At 59.4% G+C, this 24,899-nt stretch carries 23 protein-coding genes; 15 read left to right on the top strand and 8 right to left on the bottom strand.

What is annotated here, in order from left to right; all coding sequences use genetic code 11:
* Positions 1-2 precede the first annotated feature (2 nt).
* The 6 genes from AKG12_RS13235 to AKG12_RS13260 all read right to left on the bottom strand — a co-directional run bounded on the left by AKG12_RS13235 (position 3) and on the right by AKG12_RS13260 (position 6,813).
* Positions 3-1,532, bottom strand: a complete 1,530-nt coding sequence (locus tag AKG12_RS13235; protein WP_052819157.1) for an extracellular solute-binding protein — start codon at positions 1,530-1,532, stop codon at positions 3-5.
* 60 nt (positions 1,533-1,592) lie between these two features.
* A complete protein-coding gene (locus tag AKG12_RS13240) occupies positions 1,593-2,474 on the bottom strand; it encodes a carbohydrate ABC transporter permease (protein WP_003517572.1) in 882 nt (293 codons plus the stop codon).
* Positions 2,475-2,485: 11 nt separating this feature from the next.
* On the bottom strand, positions 2,486-3,415 hold the full coding sequence (locus AKG12_RS13245) for an ABC transporter permease (RefSeq protein ID WP_046801050.1): 930 nt from the start codon (positions 3,413-3,415) through the stop codon (positions 2,486-2,488).
* Positions 3,412-4,527, bottom strand: coding sequence for an ABC transporter ATP-binding protein (locus tag AKG12_RS13250; protein ID WP_052819158.1), 1,116 nt, complete (start codon positions 4,525-4,527; stop codon positions 3,412-3,414). The genes AKG12_RS13245 and AKG12_RS13250 overlap by 4 nt, the downstream gene beginning before the upstream one ends.
* 30 nt (positions 4,528-4,557) lie before the next feature.
* Positions 4,558-5,268: a GntR family transcriptional regulator gene (locus AKG12_RS13255; RefSeq protein WP_052819159.1), complete on the bottom strand. Its 711-nt coding sequence runs from the start codon at positions 5,266-5,268 to the stop codon at positions 4,558-4,560.
* 318 nt (positions 5,269-5,586) lie between these two features.
* A complete protein-coding gene (locus AKG12_RS13260; protein ID WP_052819160.1) occupies positions 5,587-6,813 on the bottom strand; it encodes an MFS transporter in 1,227 nt (408 codons plus the stop codon).
* 121 nt (positions 6,814-6,934) lie between these two features.
* Between AKG12_RS13260 and AKG12_RS13265 the strand changes: the two genes are divergently transcribed.
* From AKG12_RS13265 to AKG12_RS13330, 14 genes are all read left to right on the top strand, one after another.
* Positions 6,935-7,528 carry a TetR/AcrR family transcriptional regulator gene (locus tag AKG12_RS13265; protein WP_046801046.1) on the top strand — a complete coding sequence of 198 codons (594 nt, stop codon included), beginning with the start codon at positions 6,935-6,937 and terminating at the stop codon, positions 7,526-7,528.
* 176 nt (positions 7,529-7,704) lie between these two features.
* Complete coding sequence (locus tag AKG12_RS13270; RefSeq protein ID WP_052819161.1) at positions 7,705-9,459, top strand: alkaline phosphatase; 1,755 nt, start codon at positions 7,705-7,707, stop codon at positions 9,457-9,459.
* A 114-nt stretch (positions 9,460-9,573) separates the two neighbouring features.
* The gene (locus AKG12_RS13275; protein WP_052819162.1) at positions 9,574-10,038 is read left to right on the top strand and encodes a hypothetical protein; all 465 of its coding nucleotides are present in this window, start codon (positions 9,574-9,576) and stop codon (positions 10,036-10,038) included.
* A gap of 4 nt (positions 10,039-10,042) precedes the next feature.
* Positions 10,043-10,732: an ABC transporter ATP-binding protein gene (locus tag AKG12_RS13280; protein WP_052819163.1), complete on the top strand. Its 690-nt coding sequence runs from the start codon at positions 10,043-10,045 to the stop codon at positions 10,730-10,732.
* Positions 10,729-12,162 (top strand): ABC transporter permease, encoded by a 1,434-nt coding sequence (locus tag AKG12_RS13285; RefSeq protein WP_052819164.1) that lies wholly within the window; start codon positions 10,729-10,731, stop codon positions 12,160-12,162. Before AKG12_RS13280 ends, AKG12_RS13285 begins: the two co-directional genes overlap by 4 nt.
* 263 nt (positions 12,163-12,425) lie before the next feature.
* Entirely contained in the window at positions 12,426-12,884 is a 459-nt protein-coding gene (locus AKG12_RS13290; RefSeq protein WP_052819299.1) for a DUF1801 domain-containing protein, read from the top strand.
* Between the two features lie 252 nt (positions 12,885-13,136).
* The gene (locus tag AKG12_RS13295; protein WP_052819165.1) at positions 13,137-14,174 is read left to right on the top strand and encodes an NAD(P)-dependent alcohol dehydrogenase; all 1,038 of its coding nucleotides are present in this window, start codon (positions 13,137-13,139) and stop codon (positions 14,172-14,174) included.
* Positions 14,175-14,550: 376 nt separating this feature from the next.
* Positions 14,551-15,435, top strand: coding sequence for an AraC family transcriptional regulator (locus AKG12_RS13300; RefSeq protein ID WP_052819166.1), 885 nt, complete (start codon positions 14,551-14,553; stop codon positions 15,433-15,435).
* A 97-nt stretch (positions 15,436-15,532) separates the two neighbouring features.
* On the top strand, positions 15,533-16,444 hold the full coding sequence (locus AKG12_RS13305) for an ABC transporter substrate-binding protein (protein ID WP_080842915.1): 912 nt from the start codon (positions 15,533-15,535) through the stop codon (positions 16,442-16,444).
* A 71-nt stretch (positions 16,445-16,515) separates the two neighbouring features.
* Complete coding sequence (locus AKG12_RS13310; protein ID WP_046801039.1) at positions 16,516-18,018, top strand: sugar ABC transporter ATP-binding protein; 1,503 nt, start codon at positions 16,516-16,518, stop codon at positions 18,016-18,018.
* Complete coding sequence (locus AKG12_RS13315; RefSeq protein WP_052819167.1) at positions 18,008-18,985, top strand: ABC transporter permease; 978 nt, start codon at positions 18,008-18,010, stop codon at positions 18,983-18,985. The genes AKG12_RS13310 and AKG12_RS13315 overlap by 11 nt, the downstream gene beginning before the upstream one ends.
* 39 nt (positions 18,986-19,024) lie before the next feature.
* Positions 19,025-19,756, top strand: coding sequence for an SDR family oxidoreductase (locus AKG12_RS13320; protein WP_052819168.1), 732 nt, complete (start codon positions 19,025-19,027; stop codon positions 19,754-19,756).
* An 89-nt stretch (positions 19,757-19,845) separates the two neighbouring features.
* Positions 19,846-21,456, top strand: a complete 1,611-nt coding sequence (locus AKG12_RS13325; protein ID WP_052819169.1) for an FGGY-family carbohydrate kinase — start codon at positions 19,846-19,848, stop codon at positions 21,454-21,456.
* Positions 21,457-21,513: 57 nt separating this feature from the next.
* The gene (locus AKG12_RS13330) at positions 21,514-22,239 is read left to right on the top strand and encodes an SDR family oxidoreductase (protein WP_046801119.1); all 726 of its coding nucleotides are present in this window, start codon (positions 21,514-21,516) and stop codon (positions 22,237-22,239) included.
* Between the two features lie 70 nt (positions 22,240-22,309).
* Here the strand turns inward: AKG12_RS13330 and AKG12_RS13335 are convergent, their stop codons facing one another.
* On the bottom strand, positions 22,310-22,606 hold the full coding sequence (locus AKG12_RS13335; RefSeq protein WP_003522015.1) for a PRC-barrel domain-containing protein: 297 nt from the start codon (positions 22,604-22,606) through the stop codon (positions 22,310-22,312).
* A 263-nt stretch (positions 22,607-22,869) separates the two neighbouring features.
* Between AKG12_RS13335 and AKG12_RS13340 the strand changes: the two genes are divergently transcribed.
* On the top strand, positions 22,870-24,006 hold the full coding sequence (locus tag AKG12_RS13340; RefSeq protein ID WP_052819170.1) for a polysaccharide biosynthesis/export family protein: 1,137 nt from the start codon (positions 22,870-22,872) through the stop codon (positions 24,004-24,006).
* A 9-nt stretch (positions 24,007-24,015) separates the two neighbouring features.
* On the opposite strand, the gene AKG12_RS13345 is transcribed toward AKG12_RS13340, so the two are convergent.
* Positions 24,016-24,876, bottom strand: coding sequence for a protein kinase domain-containing protein (locus AKG12_RS13345; RefSeq protein WP_285277741.1), 861 nt, complete (start codon positions 24,874-24,876; stop codon positions 24,016-24,018).
* Positions 24,877-24,899: the final 23 nt, after the last annotated feature.

Here is a 24,899-nt window from a genome sequence, read left to right on the forward strand (position 1 = left end):
GTTTATTGCGCCGCCTTGTACTGGCGGTCATAGGCCGATTGCATCATCTTGATGACCTCGTCGTAACCAAGGGCAGTGAGACGCTTTTTGTAGGCGTCCCAGCCGGTATCGACGTCCTGCGCCCCGAGAATCCAGGTCTGCTGCATTTCGGTCATGTAGGTGAGGATGCTCGGCCAGTAGCGGTCGAAGGTCGCTTTTTCCTCGGCGTTCAGGGAAACGCCCATGAACTCGTCCTTGAGGCAGTTGCACTTCTCGTACATGTCGATGCCTTCAAGCGCGATCTTGTTCGTCCACTGGCGCTCATATTCGTAGTCCATCCAGTATCCGCGCGGGATTGCCGCACCGACTGCCCATAGCTGGGCATTGACCGGATCCTTGTTGTCGAGAATTTCCTTCTTGAACTGCGGCTTGCCGTCGACCATTTCGTAAGTGAGACCCTCGACACCGAAGTTCGACAGGATGCGACCCTGCTGCGAGAACCAGAAGTCGAAATATTTGATGGTTTCGACGGGGTGTTCGTTGGTCGCCGAAATAGCCCAGCCGACGGGCTGGACACGCAGCCGGCGGGAATCTTCGAAGCGCTGGCCGGAGACCGTTTTTGGCGGCAGCATCGGCTTTAGCGCAAAGCCCTCGATCTTGGGCGACAGCGCATCATTGTAGGTCGAGGTGCTGGCGAACCAGTCATGCGTCATGCCGCCGAGATTGTTGCCCAGAAGATATTCGCGCGAGCGCGCGCCACGGGTGAATATCTCCTTGTCGATCAGGCCTTCCTTGTACCACTTGGCAACATTGGAAATCCCGGTCTTGTAGTTTTCCTCCGCCCAGGGGTGACGCAGCTGTCCGTCATATACGGCAAAGTCGCCATAACGTTCGGATCCGGACACGCGCGCATCCCACAGATTGATGAGGCGGACGGCATCGATTTCCTCACGGGCGAAATAGGGAACCTCATCCTTGAGGCCGTTGCCGTTGGGGTCCTTGTCGCGGAAGGCTTTCAGAACCTCGTAGACCTCTTCCGGTGTCTCCGGCTGCTTCAGGCCAAGCTTGTCGAGCCAGTCCTGGCGGATGAACCAGCCGCGCGAGAACTTGCCATCCGGCACATAAGGAATGAAATAAAGCTTGCCGTCCGGTCCGGAGATGGCGTTGCGGATGTCCTTGTGGCTGTCGAAGAAGGCTTTGAGGTTGGGGGCGTTTTCCTCGATCAGATCGTCGAGTGGAATGAACGCGCCTTCCAGCCCGTAGCGAATGAAGTCTTCCTTCAGCCCACCGGTGGCGTCGCCGCCGACGATATCGGGAAGGTTGCCAGAGGCGATCAGAAGGTTGAATGCATCGCGGCTGCTGGTGGTCGCCAGCGACGCCACGTTGCGGACATGGATGTTGGTGATTTCCGCGGCCTTCTGCTCCACCGGCCATTTTTCCGAATAGACGTATTTGTCGCGGAAGTGGAAATGGATCGTCAGTTCCAGCGGGTCTTCGGTGATCTTGCCCGCATCCTGCGCCAATGCCGGCAAGGCCAGGGTTGCGGCTGTCATCAACGCCAGTAGGGGCGCGCCTTTTCGTAGTGCTCTCACAGGTTCTCCTCCCTTGTGCTGCTACTCTTTCACTCCGCCCAGCAGAATTCCTTTGGTGAAATACTTCTGCGCGTAGGGGTAAATGATGAGGACGGGAATGATGGAAGCGATCATGATCGCTGACGTCACCGTCTCGAACGAATAATGGGCGGTGAGCAGGCTCGAGGCGAATTCGTCGTTCGAGTTGAGGTCGACGATGACGCGCTTGAGATAGACCTGAAGCGGGATTTTCTCTTCGCCGCGCAGCAGCACCATGGCCCAGAAATAGCCGTTCCAGCGTGAAACGATGCAGAACAGCGCAACGGTGACGATTGCGGGCTTGGAAAGCGGAATGAACACCTTCCACAGCAGCTGCAATTCGCTGGCGCCGTCCATCTTGGCGGCCTCTTCGAAGGACTTGGGCACGGCTTCGAAGAAATTGCGCAGCAGAATGACGTTGAAGGCGTTTGCCGCAAAGCCAAGGATGATGCCGAAGCGGCTGTCGAGAAGTCCAAGGTCGCGCATGTTCAGAAAGAAGGGAATCATGCCGGCGTTGAACCAGAGCGTAAACGCGATGGCGATGTTGAAGAAGGTGCGGCCGCGCAGGCGCTTGCGCGAGAGGGCATAGGCTCCGGGGATCATGATCAGCAGGCTCATCAGCGTGCCGCCGAAGGTGTAGATGAAGGTGTTGCCATAAGCGACCCAGAACATCCTGTCGGACAGGACCCGGTCATAGGCGGCAAGCGTGACGTCTACCGGCCAGAGCGTGACGCGACCGGCCGTGACGGCGGCACCGGAGGACAGCGAGACCGACAGCACATAGATGAAGGGATAAAGCGTCGACAGGACGAACAGGCCGAGAAGAATGGCGTTTGCCCAGCCGAAAATCCTGTCGCCGCGGGAATAAAGATTGAAGTTTGCCATGTTTCAGCTCCTCACCACAGCGATGTCGACGAGACTTTTCGGCTGATACGATTTGCCGAATAGACAAGGACGAAAGCGATGACCGCGTTGAACAGTCCGGCGGCAGTCGCCAGATCGTATTGGGTGCCCTGCAGGCCGGTGCGGTAGATGAAGGTGGAAACGACGTCCGCCGTCTCATAAGTGGATGGGCGATAAAGCAGGATGATATATTCGAACCCGACCTCGACCAGATTGCCGATGCGGATGATCAGCATGATCACGATTGTCGGCAGGATGCAGGGCAGGGTGATACGCCACATCATCTGCCAGCGCGATGCGCCGTCCACGCGGGCGGATTCGTAAAGTGTCGGGCTCACGCCGGCGATGGCGGCGAGATAGACGATGGATTCGAAACCTGCCTCTTTCCAGACGGATGAGCCGATGTAGACGGGGCGAAACCATTCCGGCTGGGTCAGGAAGTAGATCGGCTCAAACCCAAGGCCTTTCAGCATGAGATTGACGATGCCAATCGATGGCGAGAGGAAATTGATGACGATGCCGGCGACGATCACCACCGAAATGAAGTGCGGCAGGTAAACGACCGTCTGCGCCCAGCTGCGGGCAATGCCGCTTTGAATTTCATTGAACATCAGGGCCAGAATGATCGGCACCGGAAAGGCGAAGATCAGGCCAAGGCCGCTGATGGTGATGGTGTTCCAGAAGGAACGAATGAACATGTCATTCTGGAAAAGCTCCACGAAATTCGCAAATCCGACCCAGGGGCTTTTTTCGATGCCGCGGAAGATCGAAAAATCCTGGAATGCGATGACCAGCCCGTACATGGGTTTGTAGAGGAAAACCGCAAACCAGATGAGCATTGGCGCGAGCAGGAGGTAGAGCTGCCAGTCGCGGCGCACGTCTTCCTGAAGGTCGTGAAGGCGCCCTTGAAAATCCTGTTTCATGGCCGCGCTCCACCCCGGGTTTTGAGTGATCTTCCGGTCGCCGCATCAAAGATGTGGACGCGTGCAGTATCGATGGACAGCCGGTTGATGCCGTTAAGGGCGTGGTCGCCATAAAGCGTTTCGGCTTTGGCGATAAATGGCTGGCCATCGGCCTTTCCATGCAGCAACGCTTCAGCGCCCAGAGGCTCCACGAGGTCGATGCTGCAATTTAGAACGTCACGGCCGTCGCCAGCCTCCACCGACATGATTTCCGCCCGAAGGCCGAGCTTGACGGCCTGTCCTTGCGTCGCGTTCTGCGCGAAGGCATCGGGAATGTTGAAGCGCTGCCCGGAGCCGCCACCGAGGACAACGGTGACACGGCCGTCATGGCTTTCGATCGTCCCGTCCAGAAGGTTCATCGGCGGGGAGCCTATGAAGCTTGCGACAAATGTGTTCGCCGGTTCGAGGAAAACCTCCATCGGCGAGCCAACCTGTTCGATATGGCCGCCATTCATGATGACGATACGGTCGGCAAGCGTCATCGCCTCCACCTGGTCGTGGGTGACATAGATGCTGGTAGCCTGCATCCGCTTGTGCAGCAGCTTGATCTCGGCGCGCATATGGGTGCGCAGCTTGGCGTCGAGATTGGAGAGGGGTTCGTCGAACAGGAAGATTTTCGGCCGGCGCACGATGGCGCGGCCCATGGCGACGCGCTGACGCTGGCCGCCGGAAAGATCTGCCGGCTTGCGGGCCAGATATTCGGTAAGTCCCAATATCTGTGCGGCTTCCGCAACGGCATTGTCAACGACGGCGCGCTTCTCGCCCCTGACGCGCAGGCCGAATGCGATGTTCTCGGCCACGCTCAGATGGGGATAGAGCGCATAGTTCTGGAATACCATGGCGACATCGCGGTCTTTCGGGGCGACCTTGTTGACGATCCGGCCATCCATTGAAACGGTGCCGTCCGAGATGTCCTCCAATCCGGCGAGCATGCGCAGCGTGGTGGATTTTCCGCATCCCGAGGGACCAACGAGGACAACGAATTCCTGCGGCTGTATGGAAAGATTGATACCGTGGACGACTTCGAGAGCGCCGTAGCGCTTGACGACATCGTTGATTTGAACTGCAGACATGAAAGGCCCCTCCTCAAAAGCCTTGAATGTTCAGTCAGGCGTCTTCGACCCCCGTGAAGCGCGCTTCCTCGTGACGCGCGTGTTGACCTGTTCGATGAAGGTCCAGATCTTCGGGTTCTTGGAGAGTTCTGCGATCTTGGTTTCGAGTGATCCGAGATGGCGCTGGACGGCTTCGCGTGCGGCTTCGATATCGCCTGACTCGATGGCGCTCACGATCGCTTCGTGCTCCTCGATCACCTTTTCAGTGCGACGGACCGCAAAAACGCGCTTCAGATGGCGCATCCGGTCCATTTCGCCTTTTGCCTGATTGACCACGCTCCAGGCGCCGGGAAGGCGGGCTGCCGCGAAGATGGTGCGGTGAAATTCCTCGTCCAGCAGGAAGAAATCCGTGAATTCCTCGTCTTCGGCTGCGGTGCGCTGCTGGGAAATGCAGGTTTTCAGACGGGCGATGTCTTCCAGCGAGTGCCGCTTGGTCGCCTCGATGACGGCGCCCTCTTCCAGCTTGAACCGGATGAAGCAGGCTTCCATGTAACGCTGCACGTCGATCGGCGAGATATAGGTGCCGCCCTGCGGTACGACAGTCACGAAACCTTCTTCGGAAAGGCGAATGATCGCCTCGCGCACCGGCGTTTTGCTGACATGCAAGAGCGCTGCGATTTCCTTTTCCGACAATGCGCGCCCGGGAAGCAGCTTCACCTCGACAATCAGTTTGCGAAGCAGGGCATGGATCCGGTTCGTCATGTTTCCATCAGCCGGCAAGTCTCGCGGGGTGACGAGTTCGGACAGTGGCAACGATGGAAATTCAAGAGCGTTAGACATATCAATAACCAAACTGAGATATCAGATTATGTAGTGACATATCTATTGTGTTTTTGAGAGTCAAGCGCGAATGATCGGTTGGGAAGCGCCACGCCGAAAAACCGGCGCGATCTTTTGATCGCACCGGTGCAAGGGTTTTGATTTTGAAGGGAGTTTCAGCGGCGGCTAAAAGCGCCTTCTGGGCATGATAATGCCAGCTATTTTGCCGCCAATACCATGTTCACCGGGTGCTTGCCGGTACTATTCGGCGGGCTGTGCCGCACATGCCTGCCCGGAAGCTCTCTGCTCTCCGGAAAGGCTGCGCTGACCGATGCCAATGATGGCGACTGTCGAAAGGCTGGCAGTAACGGACATCCAGAAGCCGTTGGTGGGGCCGAAATTATCGATGACCCAACCGGAGATGAAGGCGCCGAGCGCCATGCCGATACCGATGCCGGTCATCACCCAGGTCACGCCTTCCGTCAGCATCGATTCCGGCACGCGGCGCTCGATCAGGCCGAATGCGGTGATGAAGATGGGCGAGATTGCAACGCCGCTGAGGAAAACGGCAAAGGCGAGCAGGGCAACGGTTGTCGTGGCAAAGAGGAGCGGCAGGGCGGTAAGCGCAAGGACGCTGACGGCAATCAGCAACTGGCGATGTAACGGCATTTTCGGGTTGATCGCGCCGAGCAGCAGGCCGACAACGAAGGAGCCGATGGCATAGACACCAATGACGAGGCTCGCGGCCTCCGGCTGGCCGAGTTGCTTGGTGATGGCCACAGCGCTTACCTCGGCCGTGGCGAAGGTTGAACCCACGAAGATCAGGGCGAGTGTGATGATCTGGACCGGCCGTAGCCGTATCGCTGATTGCTGCCGTGTCCCGCTTTCAACCGGGCGCACCTTGGGTTCTGTCGACCGCTGCAGCAGGAAGGCAAAGGTGCCGAGCGCCAGCGAGGCCGTGCTGATCATCATGCCCGCTTCCGGAAAGAACGAGACCGCAAGCCCGACGGAAAGCGAGGCGCCGGAAATATAAACCAGCTCATCCGCGGCGGACTCAAAGGCAAAAGCCGTATTCAGCTCTGGCCGGTCGCGGAAGATTTCCGTCCAGCGGGCACGCATCATGGCGGGGATGCTGGGCATGGCGGCGGCGAGGAAGGCTGAAAGGAACAGGGTCCAGACCGGCCACTTCTGGTTCGTGGCGAGGATCAGAACCACAAAGGCCATGACCGATATGATGGTGGCCGGGATGAGGACCTTGCTCTGGCCCTTGCGATCCACCAGACGGGAGATCTGCGGTGCCGCAGCCGCATTGGTCAGCGCGAAGGTTGCCGAGACGGCGCCGGCAAGCCAATATTCTCCATGGGTCTGGGAAAGCATGGCGACGATACCGATCGGCGCCATCGCAATTGGCAGGCGGGCAAAGAAGCCCGCGGCGGAAAAGCCCTTCGCGCCCGGAGCCCTAAAAATTTCTCTGTATGGATTAGACATCGGGATGCACCTTGTTCAGGGAGTATCTACCACACACATACGTGGCGTATGTGAATGAGATAATTGCATACGTCGCGTATGTCAACTAATATACGTGGTGTATGTGGACGACGGAGAAAAAATGCGCAAACCCCGCAGTGAAATGATTGCCGAGACACGGGCAAAGCTTCTGTCCGCCGGTCGTAAGGCGTTTGGCAGCATCGGTTATGCCGAAGCGTCGATGGACGACTTCACCGCCGAGGCGGGGCTGACCCGTGGCGCGCTCTATCACCATTTCGGTGACAAAAAGGGCCTGCTGCTGGCGGTTGTCGCTGAGATTGACGCGGAGATGACAAAAAGGCTCTGTGAGATTTCGTCGAAAGCCGCGACCCGGTGGGACGGGTTTATCGATGAGAATGTCGGTTATGTCCGCATGGCTCTTGAGCCGGAAATCCAGCGGATCATGTTTCGCGATGGACCGGCCGTGCTCGGTGATCCCTCCCGCTGGCCAAATGCCAATGGCTGTATTTCCGCTGTTGCGCGGAGCCTTGAAATCCTGAAGCAGGAAGGGGCGATCACCGATATCGACCCGGAGGCATGTGCCCGTTTCATCAACGCGGCAAGCAGCAGCGCCGCCCAGTGGATCGCGAATTCCGACGATCCTGAAAGGACTTCCAAACGGGCGGTTGAAAGCTTCCGGACCTTGCTTGAAGGATTGCGCATTCACAAAGGCTGATCCGCACCCGTTTAGGCGGGCACCTCTCGACTGAAGGGAGAGCGGCGTGCCGGGTGCCCGCCTCACAGGTTCCCCGTCAGCGCCAGCTTTCACGACATGGCAATAGGTAAGTCATCCAACTGTCATATGGCGGGTCTAGGAGAGGTTGTGGTTTTCACATGTCTCGCGAGGGGAATATGCGCAAAATTGTTGCTGCTTTGGTCGCTACGACCTTTCTTGCCGGCGCCGCTCAGGCTGCCGAGGTCTATCCGCTTGATCGTGCTACGATCCTGACCGGTTCGCCGTTTGATTTCAAAGCGGAATTCGACGCGGTCGTAAAGCCGGAAGACGTCAAGATCACCGTCAACGGCCAGGATTACAAGGCTGTTCTCGGCAAGGACGTCGAGTTCGTTGCGGAAGAAAAGAACAAGGACAAGGTTCTTGGTTCGGCCGTCATCCTGCGCGGCATCACGCTCGCCAATGCCGGTGATTACAAGGTCGAAGTCTCGGCCGGTTCCGAGACCAAGAACGTGACCTGGACCGTTTATGGCACGCCTGCCCAGGCGAAGGCCAAGAATGTGATCTTCCTGATCGCCGACGGTCTGTCGGTCGCCCATCGTACTGCCGCCCGTATCATGTCCAAGGGCATGACCGAGGGTAAGGCCAATGGCCGTCTCAACATGGATGACGTGCCGCCGGTCGCTTTCATCGGCACCTCCGCCACGGACGCCGTCGCCACCGACAGCGCCAATACCATGTCGGCCTACATGACCGGCCACAAGACCGCCGTGAACGCTATCGGCGTTTATGCCGACCGCACTCCGGCCTCGCTCGACGATCCGAAGGTCGAAACGCTGGCTGAAGCCCTGCGCCGCCAGACCAAGAAGTCGATCGGCATCATCTCCACCGCCGAATTGCAGGATGCGACGCCGGCTGCCGTCGTTGCCCATACCCGCAAGCGTGGCGACAAGGCTGACATTAACGGCATGCTGTTCGACGTGAAGCCGGATGTGCTTCTCGGCGGCGGTTCCGCCTATTTCCTGCCGCAGGCGACCGCCGGTTCCAAGCGCAAGGACGACAAGGACTATATCGCCCTGTTCAAGGAAGCCGGTTACACGCTCGCGACCAGCAAGGCTGAACTTGCAACGGCTGCCGGCACCAACACCGGCAAGATCCTCGGCCTGTTCCACACCGGCAACATGGATACCACGCTTGATCGCGAGTTCCTGAAAAAGGGCACCACGGGCAAGTTCCCGGACCAGCCGGGTCTGGTTGAAATGACCAAGGTTGCGCTCGACAATCTGTCGAAGAACCCGGAAGGCTTCTTCCTGATGGTCGAAGCGGCGAACGTCGACAAGATGTCTCATCCGCTCGACTGGGATCGCGCCGTCGTCGATACGATCGAATTCGACAAGGCCATCGGCGTTGCCCGCGAATTTGCGGCCAAGAACCCCGATACGCTGATCATCGTCACCGGCGACCATACCCACGGCGTTTCCATCATCGGTACTGTTGATGATGACAAGCCCGGCACGGACATGCGCGAAAAGGTCGGCACCTATGCCGAAGCCGGCTTCCCGAATTACGAAGACAAGGACGGCGACGGTTATCCTGACAAGGTCGACGTTTCGCGTCGTCTCTTCCTGAACGCCAATAACGGTCCGGATCACTACGAAACCTTCCGCCCGAAGCTCGATGGCCCGTTTGCGCCGGCCATCCAGAACGAAAAGAAGGAATACATCGCCAACGAGCAATACAAGGATGTTCCCGGTGCCGTGCTGGTCACCGGCATCATTCCGAAGAGCTCCGACAGCGGCGTACACGCGGTTGATGACGTCGTGCTGCAGGCCGAAGGACCCGGCGCCGAAGGCTTCCGCGGTTACATGGAGCAGAGCGATGTCTACAAGGGTCTCGCCGAAGCTTTCGCTCTTGGCGCCAAGCAGACCAACTAAGATTTGAAACGGGGCAAGGGCGCGCCACCATGGCGTGCCCTTGCCGTCACTACGGTCCTGCGTTGCCGGCCATGACGGCTGACGATGAAAGACCTTTGAAGAAGGAAAATGGTCATGAGCAAGCCTGATCCGGCGCGGTTCAATCGCCGCCAGACCCTTGGTCTCATTGCTGGTCTGCCGCTGCTGGCCGCCGGCACGCGTGCACAGGCGAAAAGCGACATCACCTTCGACGAGCTTTATGGCAAGGTCAGCGTTCTCGGGCTGGAATTTTCCGAGAAGGTCAAGCAGTTGAACGGCAAGGAGGTCGCCATGCGCGGCTTCATGGCGCCACCGCTGAAGGCTGAAGCACAGTTCTTCGTGCTCACCGAAATACCCATGTCGATCTGCCCGTTTTGCTCCACCGATTCAGACTGGCCGGACAATATTGTCGTCGTCTATCTCGGCGAAAAGCAGACCTTTACCCAGCCCAGCCAGACGATCGAAGTGCGCGGCACACTGGAAACGGGTTCCTGGACTGATCCGGACACCGGCTTCGTCAGCCTGCTGCGCATTCGCCAGGCAGAATACGCGACGGTTTGAGACCATGCTGCCTCTGAAGATAGAAAATCTTGCCGTGTCCTTTCCCGGACTGGCGGCTCCGGTTCTTGTTATCGACCATCTGGAAATCGCTGCCGGAAGCCGCGTGGCGCTGACGGGTGGTTCCGGCTCGGGCAAGAGCACCCTCATCAACATCATCGCCGGCCTTGAGCGCGTTAAGACCGGCCGCGTCGTTTGGGGGAACGGGAACATTGCGGAGCTGTCCGAGGGCCGTCGCGACCATTGGCGGGCTGCCAATATCGGCCTTGTCATGCAGGAATTTCATCTTTTTCCCGGCCTGTCTGCGCTGGATAACATCCTGTTGCCCGCCCGCCTGTCGCGTGTGGCAAATGCAGAGCTTATAAAACGTGCGGAATCCCTGTTTGCGACCGTCGGCCTCAAGCGCCCCGGGCAGCATATCGAGACCATGTCGCGGGGTGAAATGCAGCGTGTTGCCATCGCCCGGGCGCTGCTGCGCAGCCCCGGCGTCATCATTGCTGACGAACCGACCGCCAGCCTGGATCTCGAAAGCGGCGAGGCTGTCGGCGATTTGCTGCTTGCCGTTGCCGCCGGCACCGGCAGTACGCTGATTGTCGCGAGCCACGATCAGCATCTGATCGGTCGCCTTGACCGGCGTCTGACCCTCAGTGGCGGCCGTGTCGTTGCCGATACTGAGTGGAAGGAGATCGCAGCATGATCGGCTTCATCCTTGCCGACCTGCGTCGCCTGTGGCTGGGCGGGGCCGTCGTGGTTCTGCTGGTGGCGCTGGCCACCGCGCTTGGTGTGGCGGTCACCTTGCAGGAACGGTCTTTGCGTCTCGGCAGCGCCCGCGCCGCCGATAAATTCGACCTTGTTGTCGGTGCCGCCGGCAGCGAAACGCAGTTGATCCTTTCATCCGTCTTCCTGCAGGCGGCGCCCCTGCCGCTCGTGGATGGCGCCGTCCTCACCCGGCTTGCCGCCGATCCGCGTGTCGCATGGGCGGCTCCTGTCGGATTTGGGGATTCTTTTGCCGGCTACCCCATTGTCGGCACGACGACGAGCCTTGTCAGTAACACCACGCCCGGCTTTGCCGAGGGCAGGATGTTTGCTTTGGAAGGCGAAGCGCTTCTGGGCGCTGCCGTCAACCTCTCCGTTGGTGCCGAGATCAAGCCGATGCATGGCACCGCCGAAACCGGCGGCCGCACCCATACCGAGATCGCCTACAAGGCCGTCGGGAAGTTGCAGCCGACTGGCACACCCTGGGATCGCGCCATTCTCGTGCCGATTCAGGCTGTGTGGCACGTCCATGGTCTTGGCCAGGAACATGGTCATGATCACGGTGAAGGCAATGGGGAAGGTAACGCGGCTGCGCATGATGACGGGCATCAGGAGGATGGCCATGATCACGCCCATGAAGGCGAGGCACATCATGAGGATGGCGATACGCATGCCGAAGGTGAGGTCGGCCAAGCCGATGCCATTATTCAGATCGGGATGCCGCAGGAGCCCAAAGCGGCTCTCGTGCCGGGCGCCTCTTCGGGGCATGCCGAGTCCGATCATCATGGCAGTATCGATCCCGATGCGCCGATCGTAGAGACCTTTGGTGAGAACATGCCCGGTCTGCCGGCCATTCTCGTCAAACCGAAGACGATTGCCGATGCTTATCGGCTGAGACAGGAATATCGCAGCGGCAATACGCTTGGTGTTTTCCCGGGCGAGGTGCTGACCGGTCTTTATGCCACGCTTGGTGATGCCAAGATGGTTCTGGGTGCGGTCGCCGCGGGTTCGCAAGGGCTGGTGGCGGCAGCGTTAATGCTGGTGACGGTGATCCATGTCGGTCAGCGGCGCAGGCAGATAGGCGCATTGCGGGCATTCGGCGCGCCTCGCGGCTCGGTCTTCGCCATCGTCTGGCTGGAGCTTTTCTTTCTGGTGGCGCTTGGTGTCGGTATCGGTTTTCTGCTCGGCCTGGGCGCTGTCCATATCGGCGCGCAGCTGTTTACCGCAAAAAGTGGCGTGATCCTGCCGGTTGGCTTTACCCGCGAAGATTTGCGTCTTGCGCTCTTCCTGCTGGGCTTTGCCGCTGTTCTGGCCGCGATACCGGCATTGCTTGCCTATCGCCAGTCTCCCGCAGCCGCGCTCCGCGCGTGAGCGCGCACAAAGGCCACGTTTTTAGATTTATTGGAGGCTGTGCCAGTCGGGGTGATTGGGCACAGTCGTATCCCATTGTTTCGATCGCCATGCCGACGGATCGGCTTTTGTCGCGTGAAACTTGGCTTCGAACATGCCCTCCGACCAGGGAAGCGGAGGACGTAGATAAAATATAGTTTTTTTACTGTGGTCGCTTTTTGTGGCAGGCTTTCGCCGATACCTGCGAAATCGGCAGGAAACTGCATGACATTGAGAGGGACGAGATGGCTGAAAGGAAACCGGAAAAAGCTGCCGAAAACGCGGAGGTTGGAGCTTCGGCTGCCGCACCGAAGCTTCTTTCAGGCGGCAATCCACAGATTGCCAAGGGTTATGGTGATGCGCCGGTGCAGGCCTATATTGCCGCGATGCCGGGTTGGAAAAGCCCGGTCGGAGCGCGTATTGACACGCTGATTGAAAAACTGGTGCCCGGCGTGCGCAAGGCCGTGAAGTGGAACTCGCCCCTCTACGGCATGGAGGATGGCGTCTGGTTCCTCGGCCTTCACTGCTTTGCCAAATATATCAAAGTCAGCTTCTTCAACGGTGCGTCCCTTGAGCCGCCACCGCCCGGTGCATCGAAGCAGCCGAAGGTTCGTTACCTTGATATTCACGAAGGCGTCTTCGATGAAGCGCAGTTCGCTGAGTGGGTGAAACAGGCAAGCCAATTGCCGGGTGAGAAGCTTTAGGAAGACGCGGTTCGTCGGGCTTGCAGGGAAGGCAGCTCCCGTCATGGGCAGACGAATCACGTCCCATTTCCCTCTCTGGAAAAGCCATGATACCCGGCCGGTGATGAGAAATCGCCGGCGCCTCGATACAGTTTTTCCGCCGCGAAGAAAAACCGGCCGATCCGGCGGATTTCTGTTTACTTTTGCCGAAGTTGCACGCCATCACGCTGATTGAATTCGCTGCCAGGCGTATCGCAAACCATGGAGGATGAGATGAAGGCACTGGTGCTGGAAGAAAAAGGCAAGCTCTCGCTCAGGGATTTTGACATTTCGGGTGAACTCGGACCAAAGGATGTGCGCATCCGCACCCATACGGTCGGCATCTGCGGCTCGGATGTCCATTATTACACCCATGGCAAAATCGGCCATTTCATCGTCAATGCTCCCATGGTACTCGGCCATGAGGCGTCGGGAACGGTCATCGAAACCGGTGCCGAAGTGACGCATCTGAAGGCCGGTGACCGTGTCTGCATGGAGCCGGGTATCCCCGACCCGACGTCGCGCGCATCCAAGCTCGGCATCTATAACGTCGATCCCGCCGTTCGCTTCTGGGCGACCCCGCCGATCCATGGCTGCCTGACGCCTGAGGTCATCCACCCCGCCGCTTTCACCTACAAGCTGCCGGATAATGTGTCCTTTGCCGAAGGTGCCATGGTCGAACCCTTCGCCATCGGCATGCAGGCGGCACTCAGAGCGCGTATCCAGCCCGGCGATGTCGCCGTCGTCACCGGTGCCGGTCCGATCGGCATGATGGTGGCGCTGGCAGCACTTGCCGGTGGTTGCGCCAAGGTTATCGTTGCCGATCTCGCCCAGCCGAAGCTTGATATCATCGCCGCTTATGACGGTATCGAGACCGTCAATATCCGCGAGCATAATCTTGCCGAAGCCGTGGCCGCTGCTACAGATGGCTGGGGCTGCGACATCGTGTTCGAATGCTCGGGTGCTGCACCGGCCGTGCTTGGCATGGCGAAACTTGCGCGGCCCGGCGGTGCGATCGTGCTTGTTGGCATGCCGGTTGATCCGGTGCCGGTTGATATCGTTGGCCTGCAGGCCAAGGAGCTTCGGGTGGAGACGGTTTTCCGTTACGCCAACGTTTATGACCGGGCAGTTGCACTCATTGCATCCGGCAAGGTCGATCTGAAGCCGCTGATTTCCGCAACCATCCCTTTCGAAGACAGCATCGCCGGTTTTGATCGAGCGGTGGAAGCACGGGATACGGATGTGAAGCTGCAAATTCTGATGCCGCAATAAAAGATCAGGCCAATTGCCTGCTGATGACTGAGCGGCAGGCACCCTGCGGAAAAGTATAAGCGCGAGCTGCCGGTGATCGGTAGTTCGCGCTCCAAAAATTCATCAAAACTCTCCCCGTCATGCATATTATATCGGCGTATCACGCAAAATTGCGCGAAAAAATCGGTGCAACTGCCAGCTTAATTGGCAGCGTCTGTACGCAACTATTCAATTTCCGACAAAAAACAGTCAAAAAAGTATCGGTAATTTCCCCGGCTTGATGTGGAAGTAAATGCGCGGCAGGCCATATGCTCCCCGTTAACGCCTGGGACGAGCCATAAAGAGGAATGGCCTTGCTCCGCAAATACGGCGGACGTGACCGATGGGAGGAATATTAATGCAGCCCGATCTGGAACTGGTACACATCCGCAAGGGCGAATCCTTCGCTGCCTGGCGGCATGGCTATCCGTTCCGTACCGTGCGCTGGCATTATCATCCCGAATATGAAATTCATCTGGTCGTTGCCACGTCGGGCACGTTCTATATCGGTGATTTCGTCGGTCGCTTCAGCCCCGGTCAGCTCATCATGACCGGTCCCAATCTCCCCCAGAACTGGATCAGCGAGATCGAGCCGGACGAGATCGTGCCGACACGCTCTCTCGTGATCCAGTTTCCGGAGACCTTTATCGAAGATGCCTGCACCTCCATGTCCGAAATGGATGTGGTGCGCGCCCTGCTGGATCGCAGCCGCCGCGGCATTCTGTTTGACGACGAGACGAGCGACCGGGTTCGCCCGCTGGTCCTTCGGCTGATCGAAGCGCAGGGGCTGACACGGCTTGCGCTTTTCTGGGAAATTCTCGATCTGCTGGTCAACGCGCCGTCTTCAGAAGTGCTGGCGAGCCTGAGCTACGAGCTTGATCTGACCGGCATCGGTGATAGCGGCATTAACCGCGCTCTGTCGCATCTGCGCCAGCATTTGACCGAACAGGTTGAGGAGATCGATCTGGCCGACATGGTGGGCCAGAGCCCGAGCGCCTTTTCCCGTGCCTTCAAGCGCCATACGGGAACGACGCTGGTGCGGTATCGCAATCAGTTACGCATTGATCTTGCCTGCCAGATGCTGCTGGCGGATCAGGAGGTGAAGGTGGCGGAGGTCTGCTACGATGTGGGCTTTTCCAACCTTTCGAATTTCAACCGGCATTTCCTGAAATTGAAGGGAATGTCGCCGTCGAGGTTCCGAACCATATTCGCAGCCCAGAAGGCAGCGGTCATGGCGGATTAAACCAGCGACACATCGCCGATTTTTTAGAATTCGGGCAGAGGGCTGTCCGGAAACGGGTACTTGTTGCCCCAACTTTCCAAACGGGAGGAATAGTAAGATGAAAATGAAATCCAAGTTTCTGATGGCGACAGCCGCAATTGCAATGATGGCCGCTCCGGCGCTGGCGCAGGAAAAGCTGAAGATCGGCATGACCTTCCAGGAGCTTAACAACCCCTATTTCGTGTCGATGCAGGAAGCGCTGAAGGAAGCCGCAGCAAGCATCGGCGCAGACGTTGTCGTGACCGATGCCGGCCACGATGTGGCAAAGCAGATTTCCGACGTTGAAGACATGCTTCAGCAGAAGATCGATATCCTGCTTCTGAACCCGACGGATAGCGCCGGCATCGAAGCTGCCGTGCACGCTGCCAAGGCTGCCGGCGTGACCGTCGTTGCGGTTGACGCCAACGCCAATGGCCCGGTCGACACCTTCGTCGGCTCTAAAAACCGTGACGCGGGCTACAAGTCGTGCAAATATCTCGGTGAAGCCCTCGGCGGCAAGGGTGAAGTCGCGATCCTCGACGGCATTCCGGTCGTGCCGATCCTGCAGCGCGTCGAAGGTTGCAAGGCAGCACTTGCCGAATTCGCCGACATCAAGCTCGTCGATACGCAGAACGGCCGCCAGGACCGCTCCGTTGCTCTCGGCGTCGTTGAAAACATGATCCAGTCGCGTCCGAACCTCGCCGGTATCTTCTCGGTGAATGACGGCGGTGCGATGGGCGCTCTGGCTGCTATTCAGGGTTCCGGCAAGGACATCAAGCTGACCTCGGTGGACGGCGCTCCGGAAGCGGTGAAGGCAATTGCTGACGGTGGTCCTTTCATCGAAACCACGGCGCAGTTCCCGCGTGACCAGGTGCGTGTCGGCCTTGCCATGGCGCTTGCCCAGAAGTGGGGCGCACGCGTCGTGCCGAAGGAAGTCCCGATCGACGTCATGGTCGTCGACAGCAAAAACGCCGGCGAGTTCAGCTGGTAAGAACTCCTCCCAAGCCCCGTCCCCATCTAGTATGGGGGCGGGGTTAAATCCCGACCATTGAGGAGGGTGAAATGCTGGAACTGAATGGAATAAGAAAAAGCTTTGGCAAGATCGAAGTCCTGCGTGGCGTCGACCTTGAGGCGCGCGCCGGCGAGGTGCATGCGCTTCTGGGCGAAAACGGCGCCGGCAAGTCGACTTTGATGAAGATCCTGTGCGGCATTTTGCAGCCATCGGAGGGAACGATCCGCATTGACGGCAAGGATCGCCGCTTCGCCAATTATGATGAGGCGATTGCCGCCGGCGTCGGCATCGTGTTTCAGGAATTCAGCCTGATCCCCTATCTCAATGCCGTGGAAAACATGTTCCTCGCCCGCGAAATCCGCGGGCCGCTTCGCCTTTTGAACAAGGGCGCCATGCGCAAGCGTGCGGCCGAGATCATGAGCCGTCTGGCAGTGGATGTTCCGCTCGATGTGCCCGTCCATCACCTTTCGGTTGCCCAGCAACAATTTGTCGAAATTGCCAAGGCACTGTCGCTGGATGCTCGCATCCTCGTTCTCGACGAGCCGACCGCGACACTCACCCCGTCCGAGACCGAACACCTCTTCAAGGTCATGCGCGAGCTGCGGCGTCAGGGTGTGGCGATCATCTTCATTTCGCATCACCTCGAGGAAATATTCGAGATTTGCGACCGCATCACCGTTCTGCGCGATGGCGAACTGATCGGCTCCTGCCTGACTTCGGAGGTCGATAACGACCGTCTGGTCGAGATGATGGTCGGCCGGCGCATCGAATCCAGCTTCCCGCCGAAGCCGCAGCTCGATCCTTCCGCCGCAAGCGTGATCGAAGTGGAAGAGCTGCAATTGAAGAAGGGCGGCCCCGTCTCGCGCTTTGCGCTGCGCAAGGGTGAAATTCTCGGCTTTGCCGGCCTTGTCGGCTCCGGTCGCACGGAAACGGTGCTGGCGATGCTCGGCGCGCACTCCGCTTCGCGCCGCAAGGTCAAGGTCGACGGCGTGGACACGCGTTTTTCCGGCCCTGATGAAGCGCTGATGCGCGGTATCGGCCTGTTGCCGGAGAGCCGCAAGGAGGAGGGGCTGATCACCAGCTTCTCCATCCTGCAGAATATTTCGCTCAACAACTATCGCAAATACCGCAAGGCCCACTGGTTCCTCGACCTCAAAAAGGAACTGGAGCACACGACAAAGGCCATGGCGCAAGTGCAGGTGAAGGCGCAAGGGCCCTACGCCCGCGTCGACACGCTGTCCGGCGGCAACCAGCAGAAGATCGTGATTGCCCGCTGGCTGAACCATGACATGCGTGTGCTGATCTTCGATGAGCCGACGCGCGGCATCGATGTGGGCGCCAAGGCGGAAATCTATTCGCTGATGCGCGAATTTGCCGCCAGGGGACATTCCATCATCATGATCTCCTCGGAGCTGCCGGAAGTGATCGGCATGTCCGACAGGGTCTGCGTCTTCCGCTCCGGCGGCATCGTCGCCACCGTGGAAGGTGACGACATCAATTCAGAAACAATAATGACAAACGCCACCACCGGGAGAGTTGAACATGTCGCTTGATGCAAACACCGGCATTGCCGCGAAAACGGGCGGCTTCAGTCTCAGTGCCATGCTGCGCTCGCCGCTCGCCCTGCCTCTGGCGGGCCTGATTGTCGTATCGATCCTGATGGGGCTTGCGAGCGACAATTTCTTCAGTGTCAACAACATCATGAACGTGCTGCGGCAGGTTTCCGTCGTCGGCATTCTCGCCGTCGGCATGACCTTCGTCATCCTCACCGGTGGCATCGACCTGTCTGTCGGTGCGGTCATGGCGCTTGTCGGCACGCTGTCCGCCGGCCTCATGGTGAACACCGGCCTGTCTCCCGCAGTTGCCTTGCCGGCTGGCCTGTTCATCGGGTTAGGCATCGGCATCTTCAACGGTGCGCTTGTCGCCTGGGGCAAGATGCCCGCCATCATCGTCACGCTTGCCACCATGGGCATGGCGCGTGGCCTCGGCCTCATCTATTCCGGTGGTTATCCGGTCAGCGGCATTCCGAGCTGGATCTCCTGGTTCGGCGTCGGCCGTGTCGGCGTCGTTCCGGTGCCGGTCATCATCATGGTGGTGATTTACGCGGTAGCATGGGTGCTGTTGCAGCGCACGGCCTTCGGCCGTCACGTCTACGCACTTGGCGGCAACGAGTTGGCGGCCCGCCTTTCGGGCGTAAAGACCCGGCGCGTCAAGCTTGCCGTCTATGGCATCTCGGGCGTCACGGCAGCACTTGCGGCCCTTATCCTCACGGGCCGCCTGATGAGCGGTCAGCCGAATGCCGGCGTCGGTTTTGAACTGGATGCCATTGCAGCGGTCGTTCTCGGCGGTACGGCGATTGCCGGCGGCAGGGGTCTCATCCTCGGCACGCTCATCGGTGCGGTGCTGCTCGGTATTCTCAATAACGGCCTCAATCTGATGGGCATCAACCCCTATCTGCAGGATGTCATCAAGGGCGGCATCATCCTGCTGGCTATCTATATCGGGCGCGATTGGCGCTGAGCCGGCCCGGAAATATCTTCATAAACGCAGGAGAATTAAATGTCTGAATCGCTGCAAGGCAAGATCGCGGTCATCACCGGCGCCGCATCCGGCATCGGGCTTGCCACAACAGAAGCGCTCTTGGAACAGGGCGCAACCGTGGTCATGGTCGACTGGAACGAGAAAGCCTTGAAAGATCTGGCCGCCAAGCTCGGCGAGCGCGCCATTCCGCAGGTCACCAACCTTCTGGATGCCGACAGCTGCAACGCCATGATCCCCGAAATCCTTGGGAAGGTCGATCATATCGACATTCTCTACTGCAATGCCGGCACTTATATCGGCGGTGAGCTGACCGAAACAACGCCGGAAGCCATCGACAAGATGCTGAACCTCAACGTCAACGCCGTGATGAAGAATGTGCAGGCCGTCGTGCCGCATATGTCTGCGCGCAAGACCGGCGATATCGTTGTCACCTGCTCGATCGCCGGCCATTTTCCGACCTATTGGGAACCGGTCTATTCGGGCTCGAAATGGGCGATCACCAGCTTCGTGCAGGGCATGCGCCGCCAGATGATCCCGCACGGCGTGCGCGTCGCGCAGGTCTCTCCCGGCCCGGTCGTCTCCGCACTTCTGGCGGACTGGCCGGAGGAAAACCTCCGCAAGGCCAAGGAATCGGGTAGCCTTATTGATGCGAGCGAAGTGGCGGATGCCGTTATCTACATGCTGACGCGCAAGCGCACCGTCACCATCCGCGACATGCTGGTTCTCCCGACCAACTTCGACCGCGTCTAAAAACTTCAGGGGCGGCTGGAAAAATCGGACCGGTCCAGCCGCTCCATATCGTTCAAGCACCGGATGATCCGCTCCGAGGAGTATCGCAAATGGCTTCCTACCTTGTTGGCGTCGATGTCGGGACAGGCTCGGCGCGGGCCGGTGTCTTCGATGTCGCGGGCAAGCTTCTCGCTACTGCCAAGCGCCCGATCGGCATGCACCGCGAGGATGGTGGCATTGCCGAGCAATCGAGCGGCGAGGTGTGGCTGGCGGTTTGCGATAGTGTCCGTGAAAGCGTTTCGCGCGCCGGTATCGATCCGGCCGAGGTTGCCGGCATCGGTTTCGACGCGACCTGCTCGCTCGTCGTTCGCGGGCCTGATGATGAGACCCTGCCGGTCGGCGCTGCCGATCATCCCGAACGCGATATCATCGTCTGGATGGATCACCGCGCCGTTGAACAGGCTGAACGCATCAATGCCGGTGAACATGCCGTCCTGAAATATGTCGGCGGCCGCATTTCCCCGGAAATGCAGACGCCCAAGCTGCTGTGGCTCAGCGAAAACAGGCCGGATATTTATGCGCGTGCCGAGCATTTCTTCGACCTGACGGATTTTCTGACATGGAAGGCTTCCGGTGCGCTCGATCGTTCCGCCTGCACGGTAACCTGCAAGTGGACTTATCTTGCCCATGAAAACCGCTGGGATGCGGAATATTTCAACCGCATCGGGCTTGGTGATCTGGCGGAGCAGGGCTTCCGCCGCATCGGTGAAAACGTCGTGCATCCCGGTACGGCACTGGGCGCTGGCCTGACCGAAGATGCGGCGAAAGCCATGGGGCTGGTGGCAGGCACCGCCGTCGCCGCAGGTCTTATCGATGCCCATGCCGGCGGCGTCGGCACGGTGGCTGCAGGCGGTGATGCCTCGCGATGCCTCGGTTATGTCTTCGGCACCTCATCCTGCACCATGACCACCACCGCCGAACCCGCTTTCGTGCCGGGTGTCTGGGGTCCCTATTATTCCGCTATGGTTCCCGGCGCGTGGCTCAACGAAGGCGGCCAGTCTGCCGCCGGTGCGGCCATCGATTATCTGGTGCAGTTGCACCCCGCCTTTGCCGAGGCGAAGGCGCTTGCGGAGAAGGAAGGCAAAGCCTTGCCGGTTTGGCTTGCCGACCGCGCGCTCGGAATTGCCGCATCCGCTTCCGCCGCAGCTGAGATCGCCGAGGATTTTCATGTGGTGCCGGAGTTTCTCGGTAACCGTGCCCCCTTTGCCGATCCCCATGCCCGCGCGGTCATTGCCGGTTATGGCATGGAGACCGGCGTCGATTCGCTCGTCGCGCTCTACGTCGCGGGGCTTCTCGGCCTCGGTTACGGGCTTCGCCAGATCATCGAGACCCAGGCTCGCAACGGCGCGCCTGTCGAAACCATCAGTGTCAGCGGCGGGGCAGGCGCTCATCCGCTTGCCAGGCAATTGCTGGCGGACGCGACGGGGCTTCCGGTCGAACTCACCGAATGCGAAGAGCCGGTGCTTCTTGGATCTGCGATGCTCGGTGCGGTTGCTGCCGGAAGCTATCCGGACCTGATGGCAGCGATGCCCGCCATGTCGCGTATCGCCAGCTGTGCAACGCCTGATCCTGCTTTTCAGAAGGTCCACCAGTCGCGTTACGACGCCTTTCTGGCGTTGCAGAATGCGGCGCGCGCCATTCGATCCGCCAGCCATTCCTGAGCCGCGTCACTAGTTTAGATCATCCGGCCGTATTGGCCGCAAAATAACGAGGATTCCATGCAGTTTTCCGGAAAATCCGTCATCATCACCGGCGCAGGTAAAGGCATCGGCCGCGCCTGTGCGCAGTTGATGGCCGCACGCGGTGCGGAAGTCGTGGCGATCAGCCGCACGCAGTCCGATCTCGACAGCCTGAAAAGCGAAATCGGCGGCCGTTCGATCCGTGTCGATCTTGCCGATGTCGCCGCCACCCGCGCCGCCATGGCGGAGGCTGGTCCTTGCGATTTCCTGATCAACAGCGCCGGCATCAACGTGCTGGAAAGCGTGCTTGACATGAGCGATGCCGGTTACGAGGCCGTGCTGGGCATCAACCTGCGTGCCGCTCTCGTCACCTGCCAGGAATTTGCCCGCGCGCGCGTTGCGCTGGGTGGCGGTGGCGCAATCGTCAACATCACGTCTATCGCCGGCCACCGCGGTTTTCAGGATCATCTATGCTATGCGGCGTCGAAGGCCGGGCTTGAAGGCGCAACCCGTGTTCTCGCCAAGGAGCTTGGCGCGCACGGTATCCGCGTTAACGCTGTTGCGCCGACCATTACGCTCACCGAACTGGCGGCGGAAGCCTGGAACGATCCCGTCAAGAGCCAGCCGATGATGGTTCGCCATCCGCTCAACCGTTTTGCCGAAGCTGAAGAGGTGGCACAGAGCATCGCGCTGCTGCTATCCGATGACAGCAAGATGATTTCCGGTGCCGTGTTGCCTGTGGATGGCGGTTTCCTCGCCGTCTGACGTTTGGCAGACGCAAGTGCCGCCTGTAAGCGGAGAAAACGCCCGGCAAATCGCCGGGCGTTTTTTTAGATCAATGACGATGCTCGGGCATGTCCTTCAGCTGGTCCTTCGTCCATGAGGTAACCGCGTGGACATCGCCGTCCTCATCCCGCATGAAATCGAGATCGCTGAGCGGCACGGCGACGGGCTTTGCGCCGATGCCGAGAAAGCCGCCGACATCGATGATTGCGGTGCTGCCGGCTCCAACGCCGTGGACATGGTCAACCTTGCCGACCTTGTGGTCGTCCGCACCATAAACGGTCGCTCCTTCGAGCACCGAAGGTGTGAGTTCCGTTTCAACCAGACGTACGTGATTGGTGTGATCCATTGTTCTTCCTCCTGTCTTGGTTTGCAGAAAACAAACTCCCGCATTGCAAAACCGTTCCATCCAATTTTGCGGCGGGCGGAGGCAGGTTATTTCTCATCGGTACATTGTTGGGGTCTCGGGTGAATGCCGGTGAAAAGGTTGCGGAATGGTCACACCTTTTCTTTGGAAAACAAGCATTCTCTGAATTACAACCGCCAAAGTTGTTGCGGTGACGTATCGTGATGTTATCTCTGCGTCAGGTTGAATCATCGAGGGGATGCGGGATGAAAAAGTTGGGGGCGGTTCTGCTGGTTGCTCTGCTGAGCGCATGTGCAAAACCATCTGACGGGCCGACTGCGGGCAATATCCGGTCTGCGACTTTCCCTCGAACCAACGAAAAAATCCCGGTCATCGAACTGGCGAACGCACCTGCGGCCACCGTCTCCGCGTCAGGCCTGCAGAGTGCTTCCGGCCCTGGGCTCACCGCGCTTCGCAATACCGGTTACAACGCCCAGAGATTGCGGCGCGGCGACGTGATCGACATCACCGTGCTGGATACGGGTGAGGACGGGCTTTTCTCCCCGACACAAAGCAAGACCCTCAACCTTGGCCGCTTCACTGTGGATCAAAGCGGGTCGGTCAATATTCCGTTCGTCGGCAAGCAGAGAGTGGTGGATTCGACGCCTGAGGGGCTGCAATCCCAGGTCGTCGCCGGGCTCAAGGGCTCGGCCGTCAACCCGCAGGCGGTCGTCACCGTCGTCGACAAGCCGACGAGTGCAGTGATGCTCAGCGGTGCGGTCAAGACCCCCGGAAAGATCGTGCTCACCGCCCGTCAGGAGCGGGTGCTCGATGCACTCAATCAGGCCGGTGGCCCGACGGTTGCCCCGGGTGCAGCCACGGTCACCGTCGTTCGCGGCTCGCAGAGAGCCAGTGCACCGCTTGACCGCGTCATGCGGGAAGATCGCCAGAATATCCGTCTTTCGCCTGATGATCAGGTCATGATCGATGGCGATGCCGCCAGCTACACGGCGCTTGGCGCTTTCAAGAGCGCCGGGGAATTCCAGTTCGAAACCGGGAAGCTGACATTGGCGCAGGCTGTCGGCCGCGCTGGCGGTTTGCTGGATGACCGCGCCGACGCCCGCAATGTCTATGTCTTCCGCAACGAGATCACTCAGGTTCCGGCAGCGACTGCTTCCGGCGCCAAGGGTCCGGTTGCGACGGCAACGAGCATGCGGCCGGTGATCTACCACGTCAATATGCGGGATGCGTCCAGCATCGCGCTCATGCAGCTCTTCCAGATGCAGAAGGGCGACGTGCTTTACGCCAGCAACGCACCGCTGGTGGATTCGGCAAAGCTGCTGACCGTGTTCCAGAAGAGTGTGCCGACGGCTGCCGCTCCTCAACCCGGCAGTGGCAACTGACAGGCTGCGCTACAAAAGCTGTAGCGCATCCATTACCGATTGCGGCCGCGAAGCGGGATCGTCATGGCAACAGGCGGAGGCGAAATGCGAAAGCTTTTCCGTTGCCTGCTCCCCCATTGTTGCGATGAGCCGTGAGGCAAGTCGTCCGACTGAGAATATATCCTGATTTGGGTTTGCTGCCGCACCCTGCATCTGCTCCGGTGACGCAAAGCCGGCCGAGGCGGCAAATGCCATGCCCCGTTGCCTGTGCTTCTGGCCAATTTCCAGCGCAATGCCGAAATCGCCGAGCCTGCCGGTTGTGACGTCGTCCTCCTGCAGCATAATATTGGCAGGCGTCACATCGCAATGAACATATCCCTGCATATGCATGGCGTTCAGGCCGTCCAGAACACGGCGAAGCACAACAACCGCATCCTGCAAGGTGATTGGCCGGATGTTGGTCTGCGACGCCAGCGATAACGGGAGCCATGGCTGCAAAAGTCCCGGCCGCCCATCGGGCAATCGCAACAGCGCGGATGTTTCCACAAGGCACGGATGGCGCAGGGCAAGCCCGATCTGCGCCTCCTCCCGTAGCCTTTGCACCAGCGTGGCATCGTCCGCCAATGCCGGCGGCACGGTTTTCAGGGCGTGAAGGGAGCCGGTGTCGCGGTGTCGCAATTTCAAGAGCAGCGTCGTCTCGCTCTCATGGGCAATCCCCTCGACGGCAAAGCTGTCGGCAATCCAGACGGGTTTTACTGCGGAAAAATGCGAGACCTTTCGATCGAGCGCATTTCGCAGCTGATCGATCAGGTCGTTCTGTTCTTCGGTGGGCCTTTCCCGCGCGCCGTCATGGCGAATACTCCTCCACAGTTCAGAAAAGCGCGCGCTCACCTGCAAATATGCAGAATCCCGGC

Origin of the sequence: Agrobacterium sp. SUL3, assembly GCF_001263295.1 — a bacterium.
Classification (GTDB): domain Bacteria; phylum Pseudomonadota; class Alphaproteobacteria; order Rhizobiales; family Rhizobiaceae; genus Agrobacterium; species Agrobacterium tomkonis.